Here is a 22,647-nt window from a genome sequence, read left to right as displayed (position 1 = left end):
TTGGCATTGCCAGATAAACCTGACGCACCACCCAGGAGGAATATCCTTTATGTTTGCCCGTTTCAGCACCGCCCGCAAGTCGGTCGCGCGCTTTTTCGCAATTGCATCTTTTGCAGCACTGGCCGCATGTGACATCACACTGGACCCTGACGCAAATGTCGGACCGCAAATCGACCCGAATGACCCGGTCAAGGTCGCGCTTCTGGTGCCCAGTGGCTCCGCCCAGCCCGGTGATGCGTTGGTTGCGCGCAACCTTGAAAACGCGGCCCGGCTGGCGATTGCCGATCTTGAAGGCTCGCAGATCGAATTGACTGTCTACAACACAGGCGGCAATCCAACGCAGGCTGCCGATGCCGCTGTCACCGCTGTGAATGACGGCGCACAGATCATCCTTGGCCCGCTATATGCCGAGGCAGCCAATGCCGCTGGGGTGGCCGTTGCGGGCCGCAATGTAAACGTGCTCGCCTTTTCGAACAATCCGACCATTGCGGGTGGGAACGTGTTTATCCTGGGCGCCACCTTTGACAATACCGCGAACCGGATGGTTCGTTATGCGGCCCGGCAGGGCATCAACCGCCACCTGATCGTTCATGCGCAGAGCCTGGCTGGTGAAGTTGGCCGTGATGCGATCACGCGCGCTGTGCAAAGCAACGGCGGTACGGTTGCGGGCATCGAAAGCTATCCGTTGTCGCAGCAGGGCATCGTGACGGCGACCCGCCGGATCGTGTCCACCGCAAAGACGACAGGCGCGCAGTCGATCTTTACCACAGCAGAGGCAAGTGCCGATCTGCCGATCGTTGCGACCATGCTGCCCGAGGGTGGCGTCGATCCTGAAACGACCACTTTCATCGGGCTGACCCGGTGGGATACGTTGCCGCAGCTGTCAGCGCTGCCCGGCGTGCAGGGCGGTCTTTTCGCAATGCCAGACCCGGCCACTGCCGCATTGTTCACAGATCGCTACACCGCCAATTTCGGCGAACGTCCGCATCCGCTGGCGGGGCTGTCCTATGATGGCATCGCCGCAATCGGTGCTTTGATCGAAGCAGGCAATGCGCAAGCGCTGACCAAGGCGGCGCTGACCACACCACAAGGGTTCCGTGGCACATCGGGCATCTTCCGCCTGTTGCCAAACGGAATGAACGAGCGCGGCCTTGCTGTCGCGACAATTCAGGAAAACCAGGTAGTTACTCTTGAACAAGCCCCAAGAAGTTTTGGCAGCGCCGGGTTCTGAACCCCGCGATAATGCCAATATCAGTGCGCCGGACCGTTTGATCTGTCCGGCGTCCGTTATTTTTGATGGTACGAAAGTCGCCGACGCAATCACGGCGGCAGTTGCTGACGCGCGCTCTGAAAAGGAGGTGCGTGCAGAGACTGTACGCATTCTTGGGCAGGCCCGCGCCGATGGCCGAAACGCGATTGCCGACGCGTTTCGGGCGCAGCCCTTTGCCGCGCGTCAGACCACCCGCGCCTATAGCTGGCTGACCGATCAGATTGTCCGGGCCGTGTTCAGCGTCGCTTGCGAAAAGCTGCATCCCCGCCCCACCCCGACAGAGGCTGAAAAGCTGGCGCTGATCGCGGTTGGCGGGTCCGGGCGCGGTGAAATGGCGCCGCATTCAGATGTCGATCTGCTGTTTCTGACGCCTTACAAGATGACATCCTGGGCGGAGAGCGTGATTGAATCCATGCTCTATATGCTGTGGGATTTGAAGCTGAAGGTCGGCCATGCCAGCCGCACCGTAAAGGACTGCGTGCGCCTTGCGCGCGAGGATTACACGATCCGCACCTCGCTGGTCGAATACCGCTATCTGGCAGGGGATCGCCCGCTGTCCAAGGAGTTGGGCGAACGGCTGTGGAACGACCTGTTCAAATCCACTGCCGAGGAATTCATTGACGCCAAGCTGACTGAACGGTCAGAGCGGCACCGCAAACAGGGTGGCCAGCGTTATGTTGTTGAGCCAAACGTCAAGGAAGGCAAAGGCGGGTTGCGCGATCTGCAGTCGCTGTATTGGATCAGCAAATACGTCAGCGGCGTCAAGGAAACGGCTGATCTTGTCGATCTGGAGGTCTTTACCCCCGATGAATACGAGACCTTTGTCACAGCCGAGGATTTCCTTTGGGCTGTGCGCTGCCATTTACATCTGATCACCGGTCGGGCGATGGATCAACTGACCTTTGACCTGCAGGTCGAGGTGGCGCAGGCGATGGGTTATAAGGATCATGGTGGCCGTCGCGCGGTCGAACATTTCATGCAGGCTTATTTCCGGCAGGCCACCCGGGTGGGGGAACTGACCCGCATCGTGCTGACCGCGCTGGAAGCGACCCACACTAAACCCGCCCCGATGCTGGCCCGCTTGCTGACCCGCCGCAAGAAAGCCAAGCCCCCCTATGCAATCAAACAAAACCGCCTGACCGTGGCGGATGAGCAGGCTTTTTTCGCGGACAAGCTGAATATGCTGCGCATCTTTGAAGAGGCGTTGCGCACGGGGACATTGCTGCATCCCGACGCGATGCGGCTGATGGCAGCGAACCTTGATTTGATCGACGAGGATATGCAGCAAGACAAGGAAGCGCGGCGCATTTTCCTTGATTTGCTGCTGAAACACGGCAATCCCGAACGCGGCTTGCGCCGAATGAATGAACTGGGTGTGCTGGGGGCGTTTATTCCTGAATTTGCCCCGGTCGTCGCCATGATGCAGTTCAACATGTACCACCATTACACGGTGGACGAACATACGATCCAATGTATCAGCCATTTGTCCCAGATTGAGCGGAATGAGTTGATCGAGGAATTGCCCGTCGCCTCGGCCATTCTGGAACGCGGTGTGAACCGCAAGGTGCTTTATGTGGCTTTGCTTTTGCATGATATCGGCAAGGGCCGGGACGAGGATCATTCGATCTTGGGCGCACAGATCGCCCGCCAGGTTTGCCCCCGTCTGGGTCTGAAAAAGAAGGAATGCGAAACCGTTGAATGGCTGATCCGCTATCACCTTCTGATGTCCGATGTGGCACAGAAAAGGGATATTTCTGAACCGCGCACCGTGCGCGGATTTGCCAACGCGGTGAAATCAGTAGAGCGGCTGGACCTGCTGACCGTGCTGACCGTCTGCGACATTCGCGGGGTGGGCCCCGGTACGTGGAACAATTGGAAAGCCGTGTTGCTGCGCAACCTTTACAAGGCGACCAAACACGCGCTGCAAACGGGTCTGGAAGACCTGAACCGCGAACATCAGGAAGCCGACGCCAAGCGCGCCTTGCGTGAAGCGTTGACCGGGTGGAGCACGAAGCAGGTCAAGACAGAGATCGCGCGCCATTACGGCCCTTATCTGCAAAGCATGCCGCTGTCGGCGCAGGTGGTCTTTGCTGACCTGCTGAGCGATATTTCCAACGATGAAATCAAGGTCGATCTGATGCCGGACGAGGATCGCGATGCGACCCGCGCCTGTTTTGCCATGGTCGATCACCCCGGGCTTTTCAGCCGTATGACAGGTGCGCTGACGCTTGTTGGGGCGAATATCGTCGATGCGCGCACCTATACGACCAAGGATGGCTATGCGACGGCGGTTTTTTGGATACAGGACAATGACGGAAGCCCGTTTGAGCAATCCCGACTGCCCCGCCTGCAAGAGATGATCCTTAAAACGATCCGCGGCGAAATTCGCCCCCGCGACCGGTTTATGGAAAAGGAAATCAAGAAGCGCGAACGCGCGTTCAAAGTGCCGACCAATATCACCTTTGATAATGCCGGGTCCGACATCTATACGATCATCGAAGTGGATACCCGCGACCGTCCGGGGCTGTTGTTCGATTTGACCCGCACCCTTGCGAATAACCACGTTTATATCGCCTCTGCGGTCATTGCGACCTATGGCGAACAGGTCGTGGATACGTTTTATGTCAAGGACATGGTGGGCTTGAAATACCACGCAGAAGGCAAGCGCAGCGCGTTGGAACGCAAGCTGCGTGATGCCATCAGCCAGGTCGCGGAACGAGCCGGCGCATGAAACCTATCCGCCTGATGGCAGGCTTTTTTACGGTCGGAATCTGGACCTTGCTGAGCCGTGTGCTGGGCTTTGTCCGGGATATTCTGATTGCCGCCTATCTGGGCACAGGCCCGGTCGCCGAGGCTTTTCTTGTTGCATTTTCATTGCCAAACCTGTTCCGCCGGTTCTTTGCCGAAGGTGCGTTCAACATGGCCTTTGTGCCGATGTTTTCCAAAAAGGTTGAAGCGGGCACCGATGCGCAACGGTTTGCACAGGATGCATTTGTCGGGTTGGCCTTTGTACTGACGCTGTTCACGGTCGTTGGGATCATCTTTATGCCGGTGCTGGTGACGATGATGGCCAGTGGCTTTTACGGGGATCAACGGTTTGATCTTGCGGTGGAATATGGGCGGATCGCGTTTCCATATATCCTTTTCATTTCGCTGGCGGCGTTGCTGTCAGGCGTATTGAATGCGACGGGGCGATTTGTAGCCGCCGCCGCCGCGCCAGTGCTGCTGAATGTGGTGTTTATCCTTGCAATCGTGCTGAGCACACTGACCGGGCGTGCGCCCACGGATACAGTAGCAATGCAGGTCGGCGACAGCCTTGCGCTGGCTGTACCGTTGGCCGGGATCGTGCAGATGGCGCTGGTCTGGTGGGCGGCGGCCCTCGCGGGGTATCCGCTGCGCCTGCGCCGCCCAAAGCTGACGCCCGAATTGAAACGTCTGGCGATCATCGCCGCCCCTGCCGCACTGGCCGGAGGTGTGGTGCAAATCAACCTGCTGGTGGGGCGGCAGGTGGCGAGTTTCTTCGACGGGGCAGTGGCTTGGCTGAATTATGCGGACCGGCTGTATCAACTGCCGCTTGGCGTTGTGGGGATTGCTGTTGGGGTGGTTCTGCTGCCTGATCTGTCACGCCGTTTGCGGGCCGGTGATGAGGCCGGTGGCAAGGATGCGTTCAACCGCGCCTGCGAGATCAGCCTTGCCCTGACGATCCCGGCTGCGATTGCGCTGATGGTGATCCCGCTGCCGCTGGTCAGTGTGCTTTATGAGCGTGGGGCCTTTACCAGTGATGACACTGCTGCCACGGCGATTGCCGTGGCGATTTATGGGCTAGGTCTGCCTGCTTTTGTTCTGCAAAAGGCGTTGCAGCCCCTGTTTTTTGCCCGCGAAGATACCAAACGGCCGTTCTATTATGCGCTTGTCGCGCTGGTGTTGAACGCGGCGCTGGCGATTGGTCTGTCGCCCGTCATCGGCTTTACCGCCGCTGCGGTGGGGACGACTCTGACCGGTTGGGCGACAGTCATTTTGTTGTGGCGCGGGTCCCGTCAGATGGGGGGTGCGGCGCAGTTTGATGATCGGTTCCGCCGCCGGATTTGGCGGATCATTTTGGCGGCCCTTGGGATGGGTGTCATTCTGGTTATGACCTCAACCATCATGACGCCGTTCTTTGGGATTGCGCGGCTGAGATATGTGGCGCTAGCCCTGTTGGTGCTGATCGGAATTGTCGCATATTTCGGTCTGGGCCAGATATTGGGCGCGTTCAAATTGGACGAATTTCGGCGGGCTATGCGTCGGTCGGGGTGATTTTTGGCTTCACCCCACTAACCGATTGAATTTCATTCAATATTCAACGCACGGCCTATCGGACTTCTATCGGACAACCGTCGGACCGCATCGGGCGGCGCGGCAGGATTTCGTTAAGGAATACCCTAGCCTGCCCGGGTGAATGATCTGTTAGCAATCAGGCCCGCTGCCGCATCCGGCTGACGAACGTTGCCCAGCCGCCGGGGGCCAGCAGGAGCGAGATGGCGAAGCCTGCGAAAAAGCCGCTGAGCTCCGCGATCCATGTGGGCGGTGGTGCGGCGGTCATCACGATGCCGATGACGATCCCATAGAGCAGTTGGATGCCCAGCAGCACACCGATCAGGCGGAAGGCGAAAATCTGGTTCTGCCCTGCCTGCCCCAGCCGCAGCCAGAGCGCATAGGTATAGGCCCCGATCAGCCCGTAAATCGGGGGAAAGCCACCAAACAGCGGATAGGTCCCGCTGACACACAGCCCATAGATGATAGCCCCGACAATGCTGGTGAAAAGGTAGACCACAAGCACCTTCAACCCGCCGTAGAATTCACCCACGAATTTGCCCAGCGCCAGTGTCAGCGCGGCGCAAAAGGCCACCTGCGTCAACTGCATGTTGATGAAGGGATAGGTGACAAAGCGGCGCAGGATGTTGAAGGAATAATCACCCGCAACCAACACCCGGTCCAGCACCGCGCCGGAAAAGGCGTAGGAATCCACCGCCTGCAGCCGCCAGCCCAATGCGCGCGGCCCGCCGATGATCCCGGCATTGCCGAGCTGGAATGCCACCTCGATCCCGACGATCAGGAGCGTCAGGGCAATCACCAGTGGCGGGATCGTATTCAGGGGGCTTTCAGGCTTCATTTGTGCGGCACTGCATTGAAGTTGACGGGTCTGTCTGGCATGGGTATGCGACCTCTGCCCTGAAATCCAGCCCGGACATGATACGATGACTGATCGCACCTTCACCCCACGCGTTTTTTCCGGGATCAAACCCTCTGGCGGGCTGACGCTGGGCAATTACTTGGGCGCGATCAAACGCTTTGTTGGGATGCAGGGCCAGATGCAGACGATCTATTGCGTTGTCGATCTGCATGCGATCACCGTCTGGCAGGACCCCAAGGCATTGGCTGACATGACGCGCGAGGTGGCGGCAGGCTATCTAGCGGCGGGGCTCGATCCGACGCAATCCATTCTGTTCAACCAAAGCCAGGTTGCGGCCCATGCGGAATTGGCGTGGATTTTCAACTGTGTCGCCCGTGTCGGCTGGATGAACCGCATGACGCAGTTCAAAGATAAGGCTGGTGCGAATGCCGAAAAGGCATCTTTGGGGCTTTACGCTTACCCGTCGCTGATGGCCGCCGATATTCTGCTGTATCACGCGACCCATGTGCCGGTGGGCGAGGATCAAAAACAGCATGTGGAACTGACCCGCGACATTGCTGCGAAGTTCAACCATGACTTCAAGACGGACTTCTTTCCGATGACCGAGCCGGTCATCGAAGGCCCTGCCATGCGAATCATGAACCTGCGCGACGGGACCAAGAAGATGTCGAAATCCGGCGAAAGCGATATGGAACGCATCAACATGACCGATGATGCGGACAAGATTGCCAAGAAGCTGAAGAAGGCGAAAACCGACCCCGAGCCGCTGCCCGAGACCTTGGATGGGCTGAAGGACCGCCCCGAGGCCCGCAATCTGGTCGAGATTTATGCCGCCCTGAATGAAACGACAGCCGAGGCTGTGATCGCAGAATATGCAGGTGCGGGCTGGGGTCGCTTCAAACCGGCGCTGGCTGATCTGGCGGTGGCCAAGCTGGCCCCGATTGCCGATGAAATGGGCCGCCTAATGGCGGATCCTGCTGAGATTGACCGTATTCTGGGGGAAGGCGCGCAGAAGGCCCGTGAGATCGCGCAGCCCGTTCTGGCTGAAGCCTATGACATCGTTGGTTTGCTCCGCTCCTGATTTGTGTAGGCGGTGCGCGCGTTCGCTGCATCGCCGAGGGACACATGATAACCCCTATCATGCGGGTTATTTGGTTGCGCCAGTCCCATAAGGGCATGTCATATGATGTGTCACTGGTGTTTTGCGGTATGTCATGTGAGGGGCGTGCTAGTTGCGCGGGTATTGCTGGTGACATGGCGATACGACCCAATCCCCTTGTTTTACTGTGCAATACCAATGTCATAAAACTGAATCCAATATCCTCGATTCTCGTAATGCGCGAGTCTCATCGCGCGTTTCGGCCGCGGTGATAAACCTCGTCCCTTTGACACCCCGGAACCGATTGCGTCCGGTGTCCCCCGGCACCGGGCGCACCCAGCGTCTTTACCTTGTTCAGGTCGCCCCGTAGGTTCTGCCCATCAGGAGGGCTGATCATGGCGACAGGCACGAATATCCGCACTTATTTCGACGGGGCATGGCATGATGGCGATGTGCCGATCATGCGTGCGGCGGATCACGGATCATGGCTTGGGACGACGGTCTTTGACGGCGCGCGCTGCGTGAATGGGCTGACGCCGGATCTGGATCTGCATTGTGCCCGCGCGAACCATTCGGCGGCGGCGCTGATGATCACTCCCACGGTCAGCACAGAGGATATGGTGGCACTGGTCCGCGAGGGCCTGCAACATTACCCCAAGGGCGCTGCCATTTATATCCGCCCGATGTATTGGGCGATCAATGGCGATCCGACGGCCATTGTCCCCAATCCGGATGCGACGGGATTTGCGATCTGTCTGGAAGAAATCCCGATGGCTGCTGATACGGCCTCGACCACGCTGGGGCTGACCCGGTTTCGCCGCCCGACATTGGAAAGTGCTGTGGTCAATGCCAAGGCGGGCTGTCTTTATCCCAATAACGCCCGGATGCTGGCCGAGGTCCGCGCCCGTGGTTTTGGCAATGCGCTGGCCGCCGATGCGATGGGCAATGTGGCTGAAACCGCGACGGCGAATGTGTTTATGGTCCGTGACGGTGACGTGTTCACCCCAATCGCCAATGGTACATTCCTGGCCGGGATCACCCGCGCCCGCCATATCGCCAACCTGCGCGCCGACGGCATCGCGGTGCATGAGACGGTGCTGTCCTTTGATGATTTCCGCGCCGCGGATGAGGTGTTCTTGTCGGGGAATATGTCAAAAGTCACCCCGGTTACCGCGTTTGAGGATCGCCAGTTTCAGGTTGGCAAGCTGACGCAGCGCGTGCGCGAGATGTATTGGGATTGGGCGGCCTCTGCTTGATGAACGCCTGGGGCGCGTCTGCCGCCAGCTTGGTTGGCCTTGTCGTGTTGGGTGCGGTTGGTAGCTTGTCCGCCGTTGCATTGGGATTGCCGGTGCCGCTGCTGATCGGCCCCGCGATTTTGACGACGCTGGCATCGCTGATGGGGCTGCCGCTGCAATTCCCGCATCATCTGCGCAATTTCATCTTTCTGCTGGCCGGGATTGCGATTGGCGCAACGGTGTCGCCTGATTCTGTGGCCGCGCTGGTGCGCTGGCCGTTGGCCTTTGCGCTGCTGGGGGTGGCTGTCCTGCTGATGGTTATCCTTGGCCAGCGTCTGATGGTGGTGCTGATGCCGACCGACAGGCGGTCGGGTCTGCTGGCTGCGGCACCCGGGCACCTGAGCTACGTGATCGCGCTGGGCGAAGACCTTGGTCTGGCGACGCGGGGTGTGGCGGTGGTGCAGTCGATCCGGCTTTTAGCGCTGACGCTGCTGGTGCCTTTCGCGGTGGCGCTGGCCGGGATTGAGACTGGGATTGGGCTGAACAACGCACCGGTGATCCATGAGATGACGCTGTTGCAGACGACGTTGTGCATTGCTGCGGCGCTGGCGTTGGCCCCTGTGTTGATGCGCACGCCGGTTCCCGCCCCGATGCTGCTGGCTGGGATGATCATCGGTGCGGCGGTCCGGCTGTCGGGCTTGGTCCCCGGCGGGCTAAGCCACTGGATCGCATTCCCGGTGCTGGCGGCCATTGGGACGTTGATCGGCACGCGCTTTGCCGGGGTCACGCTGGCAGAGCTGCGCCGTTCGGCGCTGGCCGGGTTAGCAGGCACGACGTTGGCGGCGGCGCTGGCGGTTGTGGCGGCGTGGTTCGCCGCTGGCATTGTCGAAATGCCAATGCTGCACGTGTTGGTGGCGTTTTCGCCGGGTGGGTTGGAAACCATGGCCGTGATCGGGGCGGCCATCGGCGCGAACCCCGGCTTTGTGGCGGCGGCGCATGTGGCGCGGCTGTTGTTTTTGTCGGTCCTGATCCCGGTCCTGATCCGTCGCACCCAAGAGCCGTTGCCAGCATCGCGCTGATGCGACAATATCGGCACGAAGCAGGGGAGTGGACCGATGCGTAAATTTCTGGTCGTTCTGGATGACAGCCGCGAATGCCTGAACGCGATGCGTTTTGCCGCGATGCGGGCGGCCCATTCGGGCGGTGGGGTTGCGATTCTGGCGATCATTCCCCCGGATGAATTCAATCATTGGATCGGCGTGGGAGAGATCATGCGCGCCGAGGCGCGCGAGCGGATTGAGGTGCATTTTGAGGTCTTCGCGAAATGGATGCGCGACAAGCAGGGTGTTCATCCCGAACTGATCATCCGCGAGGGTGAGCCGTTGAATGAAATTATGGACCAGATCAACGAAGACCCCAATATTGGTGTGCTGGTGCTGGGGGCCGGGGTCGACAACAAGGGGCCTGGCCCGTTGGTCACCCATCTAAGCCGTCAGTCTGGCAGCCTGCCCATCCCGATCACCATCGTGCCCGGCAACCTGTCGAAAGAGCGGCTGGAGGCAATCACCTGATCGTGTCGCTAAACAAGCCAATTTAGAACAGTTCTAATCCTTGACTTCACCCCCTGCGACGCCCATATTTGAAGCCTGCAAAAAAGGGTTTCCCCATGTTCATCCAGACCGAATCCACACCGAACCCGGCGACGCTGAAATTCTTGCCCGGCCAGAAGGTTCTTGACGCTGGAACCGCTGATTTTCCGAGCGCGGAAGCGGCGGAAAATTCACCACTGGCGCAGCGCATTTTTGCGACAGGTGGCGTGACGGGCGTGTTCTTTGGGCTTGATTTCGTGACCGTGACCAAGGCCGATGATGTGGAATGGGATCACATCAAGCCGGGTATCCTTGGCGCGATCATGGAGCATTATCAATCCGGTCAGCCTGTCATGGCCGCCGATCATGCCCCGGCAAGCGGTCATGCCGAACATACCGGCGAGGATTCCGAAATCGTGGGCCAAATCAAAGAGCTGCTTGATACCCGCGTCCGCCCTGCGGTGGCCCAGGATGGCGGCGATATCACCTTCCACGGTTTTGATCGCGGCATCGTCTATCTGCATATGCAAGGTGCCTGTGCCGGTTGCCCGTCTTCGACCCTGACGTTGAAAATGGGGATCGAAAACCTGCTGCGCCACTACATCCCCGAGGTGGTCGAGGTACGGCCGGTTGCTGCCTGAAACCAAGCTGATTGCATTTGATACATCGGCGGCGCATTGCGCCGCCGCATTGCTGTTGGGCGACCGTATTGTCACGCGGGTTGATGAGATGGCCAAAGGGCAGGCAGAGCATTTGATGCCGATGCTGCAAGACATGCTGACCGCCGAAGGGTTGGGCTGGCGTGATCTGGATGGTCTGGGCGTGGGCACCGGGCCAGGGAATTTTACAGGGATCAGGATTGCGGTTTCAGCGGCACGTGGATTGGCGCTTGGCCTTGGCAAGCCTGCTATTGGTGTGAACGGGTTTGAGGCCCGTGCTTTTGGTGCTGGCTATCCTGTGACTGCACTCATTCCCGCCCCACGCGACCAATGTTACCTGCAGGATTTCGACGCGGCTGGTGCGGCCGGTAAACCTGTGTTGGTGCCCCGCAGCTCTGCGGTGCTGTCGCATCCGGCGGCCCCTGAAAAATCTGCTGACATGTTGATTGGCGCTGTTGCGCGCATCACGGCGGCGCAGCTGGATCGTCCGGCCCCGCGCCCTGCCCCGCTTTATGTGCGCAATGCCGATGCGGCCCCGCCCCGCGATTCGGCCCCGGTGATCCTGCCGTGACGCCAGAGGATTTCGCGGTTTTGCACGGCGCGGCCTTTACTGACAGCCGGCATTGGTCGGCGTCAGAATTTGATGCTTTGCTGGCCCACAGCGGCACCTTTGCCTGCGGCGATCCACGCGCCGCCGCGCTTGTGCGCGTTATTGTGGACGAAGCGGAGCTACTGACCTTGGCCACAGCGCCCGCCCATCGTCGGCGCGGGCTGGCGGGCGCGGTGCTGGCAGAGGCAGAATCACACGCGCGGGCTGCCGGGGCTGCCACGCTTTTTCTTGAGGTTGCCGAAGATAATACAGGCGCATGTGCTCTTTACGCCAAGTCAGGCTATCAGGAAACCGGGCGCAGGCCGGGCTATTATCACAGGGCTGACAGACAGCCCGTTGCAGCCATTCTTATGAGCAAAGACCTGCGATCCGCCTAAGGGTTCATCACGCGCCGAAAACAGGTCGATTTGGGCGTGCTGCAAGGCAAATCTGTTAAAAAGCAGTTGATCTTCTGCCACTGGCAAGGCCTTATCTGACGATGACTCGACGTAGATCGGTTCAAATGCAAACAGAGGGGGCGCGTTCCGCCCGGTAAACCTCGTGTAACGACTTGGGAGATCCAAAAATGACCCTTACGCAGAAATTCCTTGGCGCGTCCGCCGCACTGGCGCTGACCGCAGGTGGCGCTGCCGCTGATCCCGCTATCCTGTTCGATCTTGGTGGCAAGTTCGACAAATCCTTCAACGAAAGCGCCTATAACGGGGCCGAACGCTGGGCTGAAGAAACCGGTGGCTCTTATGCTGAGGTCGAAATTCAGTCCGACGCGCAGCGCGAGCAGGCGATCCGCCGCTTTGCCGAGTCTGGCGCGAACCCGATTGTCATGGCAGGTTTTGCCTGGGCGTCATCGCTGGCCGACGTGGCTGCTGACTATCCCGACACAAAATTCGCCATCATCGACATGGTGGTTGACGCGCCAAACGTGCGCTCTGTCGTGTTCAACGAACATGAAGGGTCGTATCTGGTTGGCATGATGGCGGCGATGGCGTCTGAGACCAACACGGTGTCTTTCGTCGGCGGCATGGACATTCCGCTGATCCGTAAATTTGCGTGTGGCTATGCCCAAGGTGCCAAGGCGGTGAACCCTGACGTCACTGTGATCGCCAATATGACCGGCACCACCCCTGCTGCGTGGAATGACCCGGTCAAAGGATCCGAACTGACAAAGGCGCAGATCAGCCAAGGGTCTGACGTGGTGTTCGCTGCCGCTGGCGGCACGGGTGTGGGTGTGCTGCAAACCGCAGCCGATGAAGACATCCTGTCGATTGGTGTGGATGCCAACCAGAACTATCTGCATCCGGGTCAGGTCCTGACATCCATGCTTAAGCGTGTCGACAATGCTGTTTACGAGGCCATGATCGCCGGTGAAGAACTGGAAACCGGGTTCAACGTCATGAGCGTGGGCAACCGCGGCGTCGGCTTTGCGATGGATGCCAATAACGAGCCGATCGTGAGCTATGAGATGCTGTCGGCGACCTATGCCGCCGCTGCCGAAATGGCCGCTGGGACACTGGAAGTGCATGACTATTCCAGCGACGAAGCCTGCCCGGCGCTTGACTTTTAAGCGCCGCTGACTGGCCAAACTTACGGGGCTGCGCAGAGAAATCCGCGCGGCCCTTTGCATCGAAGGCGCGCCCATTGCCCAAACTGCTTTTGTCGTTCCTATTCATGATCTTATGTCCAGCGTCCGCGATGAGCGACGTCATGCATTTTTCATGCCAATGGGGCTGGGAAAACACGGCTGACGCCAATGGGCGCGGCGGTGGGGCGGCCTATCCGGCCAGCTTCACCGTTGATCCGTCTGCACGGACCGCGACCCATGCGCCAGCCGCACAGGGTTATGCCCTGACTGCAATCACGACAGAAGCGGTGTGGCTTCTGAAAACGATCACGTCTGACAGCGCGATCAACATCGTCACAATTCGCCGTTCACCAGAAGGTGGCGCTTGGACCGATACGGTTCTAAACTCTGACGGGACGGCCACCGTCGTGAGCGGCGGTTATTGTATGGAAAGTGAAAACTGATGTCACAAGCCCCCGCAATCGAACTGAAAGGCATCTCTAAGGCGTTTGGCCCGGTGCAGGCGAATAAGGATATCTCGATCCGGGTGATGCCCGGTACGATCCACGGGATTATCGGCGAAAACGGGGCGGGGAAGTCGACGCTGATGTCGATCCTTTACGGGTTCTACAAGGCTGATAAGGGCGAAATCTGGATCAGCGGCGAGAAGACGGCGATCCCCGACAGTCAGGCGGCTATCGCTGCCGGCATCGGGATGGTGTTCCAGCACTTTAAACTGGTTGAAAATTTCACGGTGCTTGAGAACGTGGTTCTGGGTGCCGAAGACAGCGGATTGCTGCGCCCGTCGCTGGCCCGCGCCCGCCGTGAGCTGAAATCGCTGGCGGAAGAATATGAGCTGAACGTGGACCCGGATGCCGTCATTCAGGATGTGGGCGTGGGGATGCAGCAGCGTGTTGAAATCCTGAAGGCCCTGTACCGCAAGGCGGATATCCTGATTTTGGACGAGCCCACCGGGGTGCTGACCCCTGCCGAGGCGGATCACCTGTTTCGCATTCTTGAGAACCTCAGACGTGAGGGCAAGACGATCATCCTGATCACCCATAAGCTGCGCGAAATCATGGAGATCACTGATACGGTCAGCGTGATGCGTCGTGGCGAAATGACGGCGACCGTCAAGACAGCCGAGACCAGCCCGCCGGAGCTTGCCGAGCTGATGGTGGGCCGCAAGGTGCTGCTGCGCGTCGATAAGAAACCCGCCGAGATCGGGCGCACGATCCTAGAGGTGCGCGATCTGAATGTGACCGACGGTAAAGGTGTGCAGCGCCTGAAGGGCGTGAGTTTTGATGTGCATGCCGGTGAAATCCTTGGCATCGCCGGGGTTGCGGGCAATGGTCAGTCGGAACTGCTGGAGGTTCTGGGCGGCTATGAAAAGGCCACAGGCACGATCCGCGTCAATGGTGAAGAGATCGACCTGACCGGCACAAAGTCCAACGGTCAGAGCCGCCGCGCCCGTGGCATTGCCCATGTCCCCGAGGATCGCCAGCGCGAGGGGCTGATTATGGATTTCCATGCGTGGGAAAATACCGCGTTCGGCTATCACCATGATCCGCGTTACCAGCGGTCAAAGCTGCTGATGGATAATGCCGCGATCCGCGAAGACACCGCCGAAAAGATGGCGCGTTTCGACGTGCGCCCCCCCGATCCAAAGCTTGCGGCAAAGAACTTTTCCGGCGGCAACCAGCAGAAAATCGTGCTGGCCCGCGAGATTGAGCGTAACCCGGATTTGCTGTTGATCGGCCAGCCGACACGCGGTGTGGATATCGGCGCAATCGAATTCATCCACCAGCAGATTGTTGCACTAAGGGATCAGGGGAAGGCAATTCTATTAGTTTCCGTTGAATTGGAAGAGATTTTATCGCTCTCCGACCGCATTGCTGTTATGTTCGACGGAAAAATAATGGGCGAGCGGATGCCTCAGAATACAGATGAAAAAGAACTTGGCCTGCTGATGGCCGGGATGACAACCGAACCATCTGGTCCGATCCATGAGGCTGTTGAGGCCAATCTGGCCCATGCGGCTGGCAATGCGCGCAAGGAGGTCTGAGGCATGGACGTGATGCCAAAGTGGGCCGATGTCGTTCTGATTCCATTGATTTCGATCCTTCTGGCCGCGATCCTGTCCGCGCTGGTGATTGTCGCCATTGGTGAAAACCCCTGGGCTGCGCTGAAGCTGATGGTCGAGGGCGCGCTAGGTTCGACCTATGGCTGGGGCTACACGCTGTATTACGCGACCAATTTCATCTTTACCGGGCTGGCGGTTTCTGTGGCCTTTCACGCACGGATGTTTAACATCGGTGGCGAAGGGCAGGCACTGCTGGGCGGGCTGGGCGTGGCGATTGTCTGTCTTTATATCCCTTGGCCCCATTGGTCACTGGCGCTGCTGGGTGCGGCTGTTGGTGCGGCGATTTTCGGGGCGGCATGGGCCGCGATCCCGGCCTTTTTGCAGGCCAAACGTGGCAGCCATATCGTGATCACGACGATCATGTTCAACTTTATCGCCTCGGCCCTGCTGAACTATCTGCTGATTGGCGCGCTTAAGGCACCGGGCATGGAACCGGCGACGTCGAAATTCCCCGAGCCAACCCATCTACCATCGTTTCAGGATATGTTCAGCTTTGGCGAAAGCACGGTCTTTCGCGGTGCACCGGCCAATATAAGCTTTTTTGTGGCGCTTGCCGCCTGTCTTGCCGTCTGGGCGCTGATCTGGCGGACCCGGCTTGGCTATGAAATCCGGTCATTCGGCCAGTCTGAATCGGCCGCAAAATACGCGGGCATTAGCCCGACAAAAATTATCATGGTCTCTATGCTAATTTCCGGCGCTTTGGCCGGCATGATGGCCATCAACAACGTACAGGGCGAGGCCGAACGGCTGGTCCTGAACGCAGCCGAGGGCGCTGGCTTTATTGGCATCGCCGTCGCACTCATGGGGCGCAATCATCCTTTCGGGGTATTGCTTGCGGCCCTTCTTTTCGGCTTTCTATATCAAGGCGGCGCAGAACTCGCCCTATGGACGTCGATCCCACGTGAACTGATCATCGTAATACAGGCATTGGTGATCCTGTTCACGGGCGCACTGGACAATATGGTGCGTATGCCGCTTGAGCGGCTTTTCCTGGCAATGAGGAGAGCATAAAAAATGACAATGGCAGGACCTTTCAAAATCGGTGTCGAGGATGACACTGGTGCCGATCTGGGCTTTGTGCTCAGCTGTTTGGCACTTGGCATGATTACGATGGAAGAATTCCACCAGTGGATTCACCATGTGATTGACCAAACCCCCGGCGGCGATGTGCCCCCGCATCTGGTGGCCCTATTGGCCGTCAAGAACCGCACCAATGTGTTCCGTCCGAATGCGGCCGTGATGCGCCGTATCCCCCATGATCCGTTCATCACGGATGAGCGTTTCGACGCGATGCTGGGGTTGCAGTTCTTTCTGCGCCGTGACCGCACGCAGGCCAATGACATCACACAGGCCGAGGCCGAAGCCGCCCTGCGCAGCACCCCCGAGGTCGCGGACCGGTTCTTTGCCTTGTTCCCCTTTCTGATGGAGAAAGTAGCCTAAATGGATCTTGCGACCCTTCTGCAGATGCTGGACGCTACCGTGCGTCTGGCGACCCCGCTTTTGCTGGCCTGTCTTGCTGGCCTGTTTTCAGAGCGGGCCGGTATCTTTGATATCGGGCTGGAAGGGAAAATGCTGGCCGCCGCCTTTCTGTCTGCCGCGATCGCATCGGTCACAGGCAATGTCTGGCTGGGGCTGCTGGCCGGGATTGGTGCCTCTATCGTGCTGTCGGTGATCCACGGGCTGGCCTCGATTACCTTTCGCGGCAACCAGTTGATTTCTGGCGTTGCGATCAATTTTCTGGCGGCCGGGCTGACGGTTGTTGTTGCCCAAAGCTGGTTTCGACAAGGCGGGCGTACCCCGCAGCTTTCGGGCAATGGCCGGTTCGAGCCGATCACCCTGCCTTTCGCCGAAGCACTGCGCGACGTGCCGGTGATCGGGCCGATTTATTACGAGTTAATTTCGGGGCATACGCCCCTTGTTTATGTGGCCTTGCTGATGGTCCCGCTGACGTGGTGGGTCCTGTTTCGCACCCGGTTCGGCCTGCGTCTGCGCGCCGTGGGTGAAAACCCTGCCGCAGTGGACACCGCCGGTGTTTCTGTTGTGTTTTTGCGTTACGCCGCTGTTGGCATTTGCGGTGTGCTTTGCGGGATCGCGGGCGCTTATCTGGCCACTGCCTTGCAGGCTGGCTTTGTCAAAGACATGAGCGCGGGCCGTGGTTATATCGCGCTGGCTGCGTTGATTTTCGCCAAATGGCGCCCTTGGTATGCGCTTTATGCCTGCCTGCTGTTTGGCTTTTTGCAAGCGATGGCCCTACGTCCGGATGTGATCGAACGCGTGCTGAGTTTTCAGGTGAATGCTCAATTCCTTGACGTGCTGCCCTACATACTGACCGTCATCATTTTGGCCGGTTTCGTGGGCAAGGCGATCCCACCCCGTGCAGGGGGCGAGCCATATGTCAAAGAACGCTAAGCAGATTGCCGATCAGATCAAGGCCGTTGCAGGGGCCGCCCCGGTCCGCATCGGCCTGATCCTTGGTTCTGGCCTTGGTCATATTGCCGATACGGTGGATGGTGTGGCCATCCCCTATGCTGATCTGCCCGGCTTTCCCGGCACGGGCGTGTCGGGCCATAATCCGAACCTTGTGATCGGCGATCTGGAAGGCACCCGCGTAGCCGTTTTCGGCGGGCGCGCGCATTATTATGAACACGGCAAGCCCGACGCGATGCGCCTGCCACTGGAGGTGCTGTGCGCGTTGGGCGCGGATACGGTGATTGCCACCAATGCGGCCGGATCGCTACTGCCCGACATGCCGACTGGCTCGATCATGTGCCTGACGGATCATATTAATTTCTCGGGGCTGAATCCGTTGATCGGTGAACCGACCGATGCGCGCTTTGTCCCGATGATGGACGCCTATGATCCGGCGCTGCGGGCTGCATTACGTCAGGCCGCCACTGAGACCGGGACAGAGATGGCTGACGGGATTTATGCGTGGTATTCCGGCCCATCCTTTGAAACCCCTGCCGAAATCCGCGCGATCAAACTGCTGGGGGCCGATGCGGTGGGTATGTCCACTGTGCCCGAAGTGATCCTTGCCCGGTTTTTGGGGCTGAAGGCGGCTGCGATTTCCACGATCACCAATATGGCCGCTGGCATGAGCGATGAGGCGATCAGCCATGCCCATACCAAAGCCATGGCCCCGATTGGGGCGGCGAAGCTGGAAAAGGTTCTTCGCGAGTTCTTAAGTACTCTGCGTTAGGTCCAGATCACCCTGAGTGATGATTCCACGTGACGAAAATGCTGCGGGGGCAGCATAATTCCGCCGCAAAGATTTGACAGAAACCTTGCAAAGGTGCTTGTTGCGCGCAGCGGCCCAAACGCCCGGACTAGTTCATGCAGATTTATCTTCCCATCGCCGAGGTTTCGGTGAACGCCTTTCTATTATTAGGCATAGGCGGATTGGTCGGCATTTTGTCGGGTATGTTCGGCGTGGGCGGCGGTTTCCTGATCACGCCGATGCTGTTTTTCGTGGGCATCCCCCCGGCGGTTGCCGTGGCCACCAGCACCAACCAGATTGTCGCATCATCCTTTTCAGCACTGCTGGCGCATTTGAAACGACGAACGGTCGACATGGTGATGGGGACGGTGCTGCTGATTGGCGGCCTGATCGGCTCTGCCATGGGGATTGCGGTCTTTAACATTTTGCGTGCGCTGGGGCAGGTCGATCTGTTGGTGCAGCTGTGTTACGTGGTTTTCCTTGGGGTGATCGGCGCGCTGATGTTTGTCGAAAGCCTGCGCGCGATCCAACGTGCCAAAAGGCCCGGCGCGGTGCCAAAACGGCGCAAGCACAACTGGGTGCATGCCCTGCCTTTTAAGCTGAAGTTTCGGGTGTCGGGGCTTTATATCTCTGTCATTCCGCCGATCATGGTGGGGATGCTGGTGGGGATGCTGGCTGCGATCATGGGGGTTGGCGGCGGCTTTATCATGGTGCCTGCGATGATCTATCTGCTGGGCATGCCCACCAAGGTGGTGATCGGCACATCGCTGTTTCAGATTATTTTTGTCGCCGGATTCACCACGATGCTGCACGCGACCACCAACCAGACCGTTGATGTGGTGTTAGCGGTGCTGCTGTTGATCGGCGGGGTGATCGGGGCGCAGTTCGGCACACGGATCGGCGTCAAGATGAAGGCCGAGCAGTTGCGCATTCTTCTGGCATTGCTGGTGCTGCTGGTCTGCGGCAAACTCGGGTTGGACCTGCTGATCGAACCGGCCGAGCTGTATTCTCTGGGCACCGGGGGGCTGTCATGATCCGGCTGTTCGCTTTGCTGTTGATCTGCGCACTGCCCGCAAAGGCCGAGGAAATCGTGCTGGGCCTGAGCCGCGATCAGGTGGCAATCACCGCGACCTTCGAAGGGTCGGATATTCTGGTCTTTGGCGCGATCAAGCGCGAAGAGCCGATTCCGGACAAGAGCGAGCTTGGCGTCATCGTCACCGTCGCCGGGCCCAACGCACCGATCATGGTCCGCCGCAAGGCCCGCCGCTTGGGCATCTGGGTCAATACAGAGGCGGTTGAGGTGGATTCAGCGCCGTCTTTCTATGCGGTCGCAACCAATGCGCCTGTCAGGGATATTCTGCGCGATGTCGAGGATCTGCGCTATCAGATCACCATCCCCCGCGCGATCAGGTCTGTTGGATCGCAAGTCGCGAACAGTCGCGAATTCACCCAAGCCTTGATCCGTATCCGGTCGGGCGCTGAGCTGTATCAGGTGTTGGAAGGGGCGGTTGATCTGGAAGAGGATACGCTGTTCCGCGCGGCCATCACCCTACCCGCCAACCTGACCGAGGGTATCTATGAGGCGCATATCTATCTGACCCGGAACGGGCGTGTGATTGATGAATATATCACCGCGATCCCCGTCAGGCGCGTGGGGCTGGAAAGCTTTCTTTACAATCTCGCGCAGGAAAAAGCGTTTCTTTACGGGCTGATGTCGCTGTTCATTGCCATCAGCGCCGGTTGGGGCGCGTCGGCTGCATTCAGTCTGCTGCGTCGTTAAAGCGTTTCGATTTTCACAGCATCTCTTTGCTCAGCTCAAGCGGGGCTGCCGTTATTTCAAGGTCATCCACGCGCAGTACGCCTTGCGGGCGGGCGAGCCGATTTCGCACGACCCAGCGTAGCTGCGTTTCGGCGCGGGTGATCGCGACATAGGCCAAGCGTTTCCACAAAGGTTGCCCCGCCTCGACCCGCCCCATGCGGGACGCGGCGTAGATATCGGGCGCAAAGACCTGCACGGTTTTCCATTGCGAGCCTTGCGCCTTGTGGATGGTGACCGCGGCCCCATGCAGAAAGGTGGCACCCATGCGGGCGGCGAAGGGGATGAAGGGTTCCGCTTCGCCTTCTTGTTCGATCTTGACGATGCTGGCGACGCCGACCTGCGGTTCTTCGGCCCCCATGACGAAAAGCTTGGAAAAGCCGGGGCGTTTGCCCGGCCCCAGATAGATAACCTGCGCGCCTTTGATCAGGCCGCGCGCCTCAAGATCCAGACGTTTCTTGCGGTGTTTCAGTGGCAGTTCCAGCCCGTCGCAAATCAGCGGCTCGCCCGGCAGCAATTCGTCGGGCGGCGCATCAAAGGCGGCACGAAAGGCGTGGATCAACCGGATGCGGGTCGCGTTGCGCCAGACCAGACAGGGGGAGCGCGCCATCAAATCGGCCTCTACCCGTTGGGCCATGACCACACGTTCGTCGCGCTGCGCGGCCTCTTCGACCATGCGTTCGAACGCATAGAAATCAAGCTGCGGGTCGGCCAGCGCGTGGGCCAGATCAAGGATCGGATTGCCCGCGTCCTGTCGATGGATGCGGCTGAGCGTCAGCACCCGTTTTTCCGGCAGGCTTTCAAACACCATGCCGCCGCTGGATTGCACCGGGGGTAACTGGGCTGGATCGCCGAACAGCAGCAGGGTTGGGAAAATCTCTTGCAGATCATCGAATTGCTTTTGATCCAGCATCGAGCTTTCATCGACGAAACCGATATCCAGCGGTTCTTCGCGCCGTTTCCAGCCGGTGATGAAATCGCTGCCCCGTAGCCCTGCCGCCGCCAGCGCGGCCGGGACGGATTTGTTCACCTGATAAGAGGCATAGGCGCGGTCGAGCGCCATATCGGTCAGCCCTTCGATTTCGGGCTTATCGCCCTGCCCGGCCAGCCATTCCGCGACTTTTTCATATTCGGGGTCATAGACCGGGGTGTAGAGAATTCGGTGGATCGTCGTGGCGGGCACGCCGCGATTGCGCAATACGCTTGCGGCTTTGTTGGTGGGCGCAAGAATGGCGAGGGTGCGGCGATCGCGCTTTTTGCGGCCCTCCCAATCGCCGGAAATCACGTCGACGCCTGCTTCTTCCAGCGCTTTGTAGAGCCGGGCCAGCAGCATGGTCTTACCCGACCCAGCCTTGCCGATCACCGCCATGACGGATGTGGTATCCGACAAAGGCGGCTGCAGCAGGCTGTCGTCGAGATCGACGCCGGCCTGCCGCAGGGCGTTGGCCACATTATCCCAAGCCTCGGCCTGGTCTTCTGAAAATGTAAGGGCAGGTACGTTCATGCCGCGACAGTATCTGTCCCGTCGCGGGTCTTCCAGCGGATTAGGCCGCTTCGCGGGCTTGTTCTACTGCGCGGCCAAAGGATCTGCTGAACCAGGCTTCGGAAAGCTCGGAACTGATCCCTGCGCGTTGCAGGACTTTTTCACGGTCTTCGGGGCGATAGGCCCAGAGGCCGACGCTGATCTTGTCGCGACCTTCGCCCGCGCTGCCAATGACCTCTGGTGATGCGCCGATCATGGAATAAATCCGCACCATGCGCGGATCAAAGACACCGAGCAGGTGGGTCAGGGAAAAGGCCCGCATCAATTCGCCGCCTGCAAGCATCATCGCGGCTGCGATGCGCGCATTGGATTGTTGCCCCAGACAGTACCGGGTGCATTCCCAGATAAACGGGCTGCAAATTTCAGCGCCATTCAGCAGTTCCGAGAAATGGTCATGGACCATCGTGCGTTCGGTTGTGGGCAGAAACCGCATGGATCCACCATGGGTGCCGTCGGAATTCTGCCAGATGACATAGAGCGGGTTCTTCGCGTCGTATTCATCACGCTCCCACCCGTTTTCGTCCACATGGACCGCCCATTTCAGGCGTTCCGAAAACTGAACCGCACGATCCCTGAACATGGACGCTTCAAGAACCGGATACTTAGACAACTCACTCGCATACATATAACGAAGCATTCTTACTACCTTTTAAACGATTACAACGTGCAAAAGATTTATGAGTGCAATAGCGGCGATCGATTAATATGCCGGGCCTTTCGTTCATTAATATTTAG

General features: G+C 59.1%; 22 protein-coding genes. 19 read left to right on the top strand and 3 right to left on the bottom strand.

The annotated features are described in order from the left end of the window. Nucleotides 1–49: 49 nt before the first annotated feature. Genes ACJ5NV_RS02965 through murJ form a run of 3 tightly spaced genes read left to right on the top strand, consistent with a single transcriptional unit; the run spans nucleotide 50 to nucleotide 5,566 of the window. Entirely contained in the window at nucleotides 50–1,231 is a 1,182-nt protein-coding gene (locus ACJ5NV_RS02965; protein WP_411642130.1) for a penicillin-binding protein activator, read from the top strand. After that, on the top strand, nucleotides 1,191–4,001 hold the full coding sequence (locus tag ACJ5NV_RS02960) for a [protein-PII] uridylyltransferase (RefSeq protein ID WP_411642129.1): 2,811 nt from the start codon (nucleotides 1,191–1,193) through the stop codon (nucleotides 3,999–4,001). The genes ACJ5NV_RS02965 and ACJ5NV_RS02960 overlap by 41 nt, the downstream gene beginning before the upstream one ends. Beyond that, on the top strand, nucleotides 3,998–5,566 hold the full coding sequence (gene murJ, locus ACJ5NV_RS02955; protein WP_411642128.1) for a murein biosynthesis integral membrane protein MurJ: 1,569 nt from the start codon (nucleotides 3,998–4,000) through the stop codon (nucleotides 5,564–5,566). Before ACJ5NV_RS02960 ends, murJ begins: the two co-directional genes overlap by 4 nt. 157 nt (nucleotides 5,567–5,723) lie before the next feature. Here the strand turns inward: murJ and ACJ5NV_RS02950 are convergent, their stop codons facing one another. Next, a complete protein-coding gene (locus tag ACJ5NV_RS02950; protein ID WP_411642127.1) occupies nucleotides 5,724–6,422 on the bottom strand; it encodes a rhomboid family intramembrane serine protease in 699 nt (232 codons plus the stop codon). 85 nt (nucleotides 6,423–6,507) lie between these two features. On the opposite strand from ACJ5NV_RS02950, the gene trpS reads away from it, so the two are divergent. The 16 genes from trpS (at nucleotide 6,508) to ACJ5NV_RS02870 (ending at nucleotide 20,333) form a co-directional block, all read left to right on the top strand. Then, entirely contained in the window at nucleotides 6,508–7,524 is a 1,017-nt protein-coding gene (gene trpS / locus ACJ5NV_RS02945) for a tryptophan--tRNA ligase (RefSeq protein WP_411642126.1), read from the top strand. 413 nt (nucleotides 7,525–7,937) lie between these two features. Further along, entirely contained in the window at nucleotides 7,938–8,798 is an 861-nt protein-coding gene (locus ACJ5NV_RS02940; protein WP_411642125.1) for a branched-chain amino acid aminotransferase, read from the top strand. Then, nucleotides 8,798–9,856 (top strand): AbrB family transcriptional regulator, encoded by a 1,059-nt coding sequence (locus ACJ5NV_RS02935; protein ID WP_411642124.1) that lies wholly within the window; start codon nucleotides 8,798–8,800, stop codon nucleotides 9,854–9,856. The genes ACJ5NV_RS02940 and ACJ5NV_RS02935 overlap by 1 nt, the downstream gene beginning before the upstream one ends. Nucleotides 9,857–9,892: 36 nt before the next feature. Continuing rightward, a complete protein-coding gene (locus ACJ5NV_RS02930) occupies nucleotides 9,893–10,348 on the top strand; it encodes a universal stress protein (RefSeq protein ID WP_411642123.1) in 456 nt (151 codons plus the stop codon). 95 nt (nucleotides 10,349–10,443) lie between these two features. Continuing rightward, nucleotides 10,444–11,007 carry a NifU family protein gene (locus ACJ5NV_RS02925; protein ID WP_411642122.1) on the top strand — a complete coding sequence of 188 codons (564 nt, stop codon included), beginning with the start codon at nucleotides 10,444–10,446 and terminating at the stop codon, nucleotides 11,005–11,007. Further along, nucleotides 10,997–11,596: a tRNA (adenosine(37)-N6)-threonylcarbamoyltransferase complex dimerization subunit type 1 TsaB gene (tsaB, locus tag ACJ5NV_RS02920; protein WP_411642121.1), complete on the top strand. Its 600-nt coding sequence runs from the start codon at nucleotides 10,997–10,999 to the stop codon at nucleotides 11,594–11,596. Before ACJ5NV_RS02925 ends, tsaB begins: the two co-directional genes overlap by 11 nt. After that, nucleotides 11,593–12,012, top strand: coding sequence for a GNAT family N-acetyltransferase (locus tag ACJ5NV_RS02915; RefSeq protein WP_411642120.1), 420 nt, complete (start codon nucleotides 11,593–11,595; stop codon nucleotides 12,010–12,012). Before tsaB ends, ACJ5NV_RS02915 begins: the two co-directional genes overlap by 4 nt. 188 nt (nucleotides 12,013–12,200) lie before the next feature. After that, nucleotides 12,201–13,196, top strand: coding sequence for a BMP family lipoprotein (locus ACJ5NV_RS02910; RefSeq protein WP_411642119.1), 996 nt, complete (start codon nucleotides 12,201–12,203; stop codon nucleotides 13,194–13,196). Nucleotides 13,197–13,336: 140 nt separating this feature from the next. Continuing rightward, the gene (locus ACJ5NV_RS02905) at nucleotides 13,337–13,657 is read left to right on the top strand and encodes a hypothetical protein (RefSeq protein WP_411642118.1); all 321 of its coding nucleotides are present in this window, start codon (nucleotides 13,337–13,339) and stop codon (nucleotides 13,655–13,657) included. Continuing rightward, nucleotides 13,657–15,258, top strand: coding sequence for an ABC transporter ATP-binding protein (locus tag ACJ5NV_RS02900; RefSeq protein WP_411642117.1), 1,602 nt, complete (start codon nucleotides 13,657–13,659; stop codon nucleotides 15,256–15,258). The genes ACJ5NV_RS02905 and ACJ5NV_RS02900 overlap by 1 nt, the downstream gene beginning before the upstream one ends. 3 nt (nucleotides 15,259–15,261) lie before the next feature. Next, complete coding sequence (locus ACJ5NV_RS02895) at nucleotides 15,262–16,347, top strand: ABC transporter permease (protein ID WP_411642116.1); 1,086 nt, start codon at nucleotides 15,262–15,264, stop codon at nucleotides 16,345–16,347. Between the two features lie 3 nt (nucleotides 16,348–16,350). Then, nucleotides 16,351–16,776, top strand: coding sequence for a hypothetical protein (locus ACJ5NV_RS02890; protein ID WP_411642115.1), 426 nt, complete (start codon nucleotides 16,351–16,353; stop codon nucleotides 16,774–16,776). Further along, nucleotides 16,777–17,745: an ABC transporter permease gene (locus ACJ5NV_RS02885; RefSeq protein WP_411642114.1), complete on the top strand. Its 969-nt coding sequence runs from the start codon at nucleotides 16,777–16,779 to the stop codon at nucleotides 17,743–17,745. Then, nucleotides 17,729–18,535: a purine-nucleoside phosphorylase gene (locus ACJ5NV_RS02880; protein ID WP_411642113.1), complete on the top strand. Its 807-nt coding sequence runs from the start codon at nucleotides 17,729–17,731 to the stop codon at nucleotides 18,533–18,535. The genes ACJ5NV_RS02885 and ACJ5NV_RS02880 overlap by 17 nt, the downstream gene beginning before the upstream one ends. A 134-nt stretch (nucleotides 18,536–18,669) precedes the next feature. Continuing rightward, nucleotides 18,670–19,587: a sulfite exporter TauE/SafE family protein gene (locus ACJ5NV_RS02875; RefSeq protein ID WP_411642112.1), complete on the top strand. Its 918-nt coding sequence runs from the start codon at nucleotides 18,670–18,672 to the stop codon at nucleotides 19,585–19,587. After that, nucleotides 19,584–20,333 (top strand): TIGR02186 family protein, encoded by a 750-nt coding sequence (locus tag ACJ5NV_RS02870; RefSeq protein WP_411642111.1) that lies wholly within the window; start codon nucleotides 19,584–19,586, stop codon nucleotides 20,331–20,333. Before ACJ5NV_RS02875 ends, ACJ5NV_RS02870 begins: the two co-directional genes overlap by 4 nt. Nucleotides 20,334–20,346: 13 nt before the next feature. Here ACJ5NV_RS02870 and ACJ5NV_RS02865 read toward each other — a convergent pair whose 3' ends face one another. Both ACJ5NV_RS02865 and ACJ5NV_RS02860 read right to left on the bottom strand, forming a co-directional pair. After that, nucleotides 20,347–21,873, bottom strand: coding sequence for an ATP-dependent DNA helicase (locus tag ACJ5NV_RS02865; protein WP_411642110.1), 1,527 nt, complete (start codon nucleotides 21,871–21,873; stop codon nucleotides 20,347–20,349). 40 nt (nucleotides 21,874–21,913) lie between these two features. After that, nucleotides 21,914–22,549 carry an acyl-homoserine-lactone synthase gene (locus ACJ5NV_RS02860; protein WP_411642109.1) on the bottom strand — a complete coding sequence of 212 codons (636 nt, stop codon included), beginning with the start codon at nucleotides 22,547–22,549 and terminating at the stop codon, nucleotides 21,914–21,916. Between the last annotated feature and the right edge of the window lie 98 nt (nucleotides 22,550–22,647).

This window comes from Loktanella agnita (genome assembly GCF_046640325.1).
In the GTDB taxonomy this organism is placed as follows: domain Bacteria; phylum Pseudomonadota; class Alphaproteobacteria; order Rhodobacterales; family Rhodobacteraceae; genus Yoonia; species Yoonia agnita.
Note: the sequence above shows the minus strand (reverse complement) of the source record. Positions and strands in the feature narration are given on the sequence as shown.

Coding starts and splice junctions, on each gene's coding strand:
- ACJ5NV_RS02865 (WP_411642110.1), bottom strand. CDS start 21,873: ATGAACGTACCTGCCCTTACATTTTCAGAAGACCAGGCCGAGGCTTGG.
- ACJ5NV_RS02910 (WP_411642119.1), top strand. CDS start 12,201: ATGACCCTTACGCAGAAATTCCTTGGCGCGTCCGCCGCACTGGCGCTG.
- ACJ5NV_RS02890 (WP_411642115.1), top strand. CDS start 16,351: ATGACAATGGCAGGACCTTTCAAAATCGGTGTCGAGGATGACACTGGT.
- ACJ5NV_RS02905 (WP_411642118.1), top strand. CDS start 13,337: ATGCATTTTTCATGCCAATGGGGCTGGGAAAACACGGCTGACGCCAAT.
- ACJ5NV_RS02935 (WP_411642124.1), top strand. CDS start 8,798: ATGAACGCCTGGGGCGCGTCTGCCGCCAGCTTGGTTGGCCTTGTCGTG.
- ACJ5NV_RS02895 (WP_411642116.1), top strand. CDS start 15,262: ATGGACGTGATGCCAAAGTGGGCCGATGTCGTTCTGATTCCATTGATT.
- ACJ5NV_RS02950 (WP_411642127.1), bottom strand. CDS start 6,422: ATGAAGCCTGAAAGCCCCCTGAATACGATCCCGCCACTGGTGATTGCC.
- ACJ5NV_RS02860 (WP_411642109.1), bottom strand. CDS start 22,549: ATGCTTCGTTATATGTATGCGAGTGAGTTGTCTAAGTATCCGGTTCTT.
- ACJ5NV_RS02900 (WP_411642117.1), top strand. CDS start 13,657: ATGTCACAAGCCCCCGCAATCGAACTGAAAGGCATCTCTAAGGCGTTT.
- ACJ5NV_RS02880 (WP_411642113.1), top strand. CDS start 17,729: ATGTCAAAGAACGCTAAGCAGATTGCCGATCAGATCAAGGCCGTTGCA.
- ACJ5NV_RS02875 (WP_411642112.1), top strand. CDS start 18,670: ATGCAGATTTATCTTCCCATCGCCGAGGTTTCGGTGAACGCCTTTCTA.
- ACJ5NV_RS02930 (WP_411642123.1), top strand. CDS start 9,893: ATGCGTAAATTTCTGGTCGTTCTGGATGACAGCCGCGAATGCCTGAAC.
- trpS (WP_411642126.1), top strand. CDS start 6,508: ATGACTGATCGCACCTTCACCCCACGCGTTTTTTCCGGGATCAAACCC.
- ACJ5NV_RS02885 (WP_411642114.1), top strand. CDS start 16,777: ATGGATCTTGCGACCCTTCTGCAGATGCTGGACGCTACCGTGCGTCTG.
- ACJ5NV_RS02870 (WP_411642111.1), top strand. CDS start 19,584: ATGATCCGGCTGTTCGCTTTGCTGTTGATCTGCGCACTGCCCGCAAAG.
- ACJ5NV_RS02925 (WP_411642122.1), top strand. CDS start 10,444: ATGTTCATCCAGACCGAATCCACACCGAACCCGGCGACGCTGAAATTC.
- murJ (WP_411642128.1), top strand. CDS start 3,998: ATGAAACCTATCCGCCTGATGGCAGGCTTTTTTACGGTCGGAATCTGG.
- ACJ5NV_RS02965 (WP_411642130.1), top strand. CDS start 50: ATGTTTGCCCGTTTCAGCACCGCCCGCAAGTCGGTCGCGCGCTTTTTC.
- ACJ5NV_RS02940 (WP_411642125.1), top strand. CDS start 7,938: ATGGCGACAGGCACGAATATCCGCACTTATTTCGACGGGGCATGGCAT.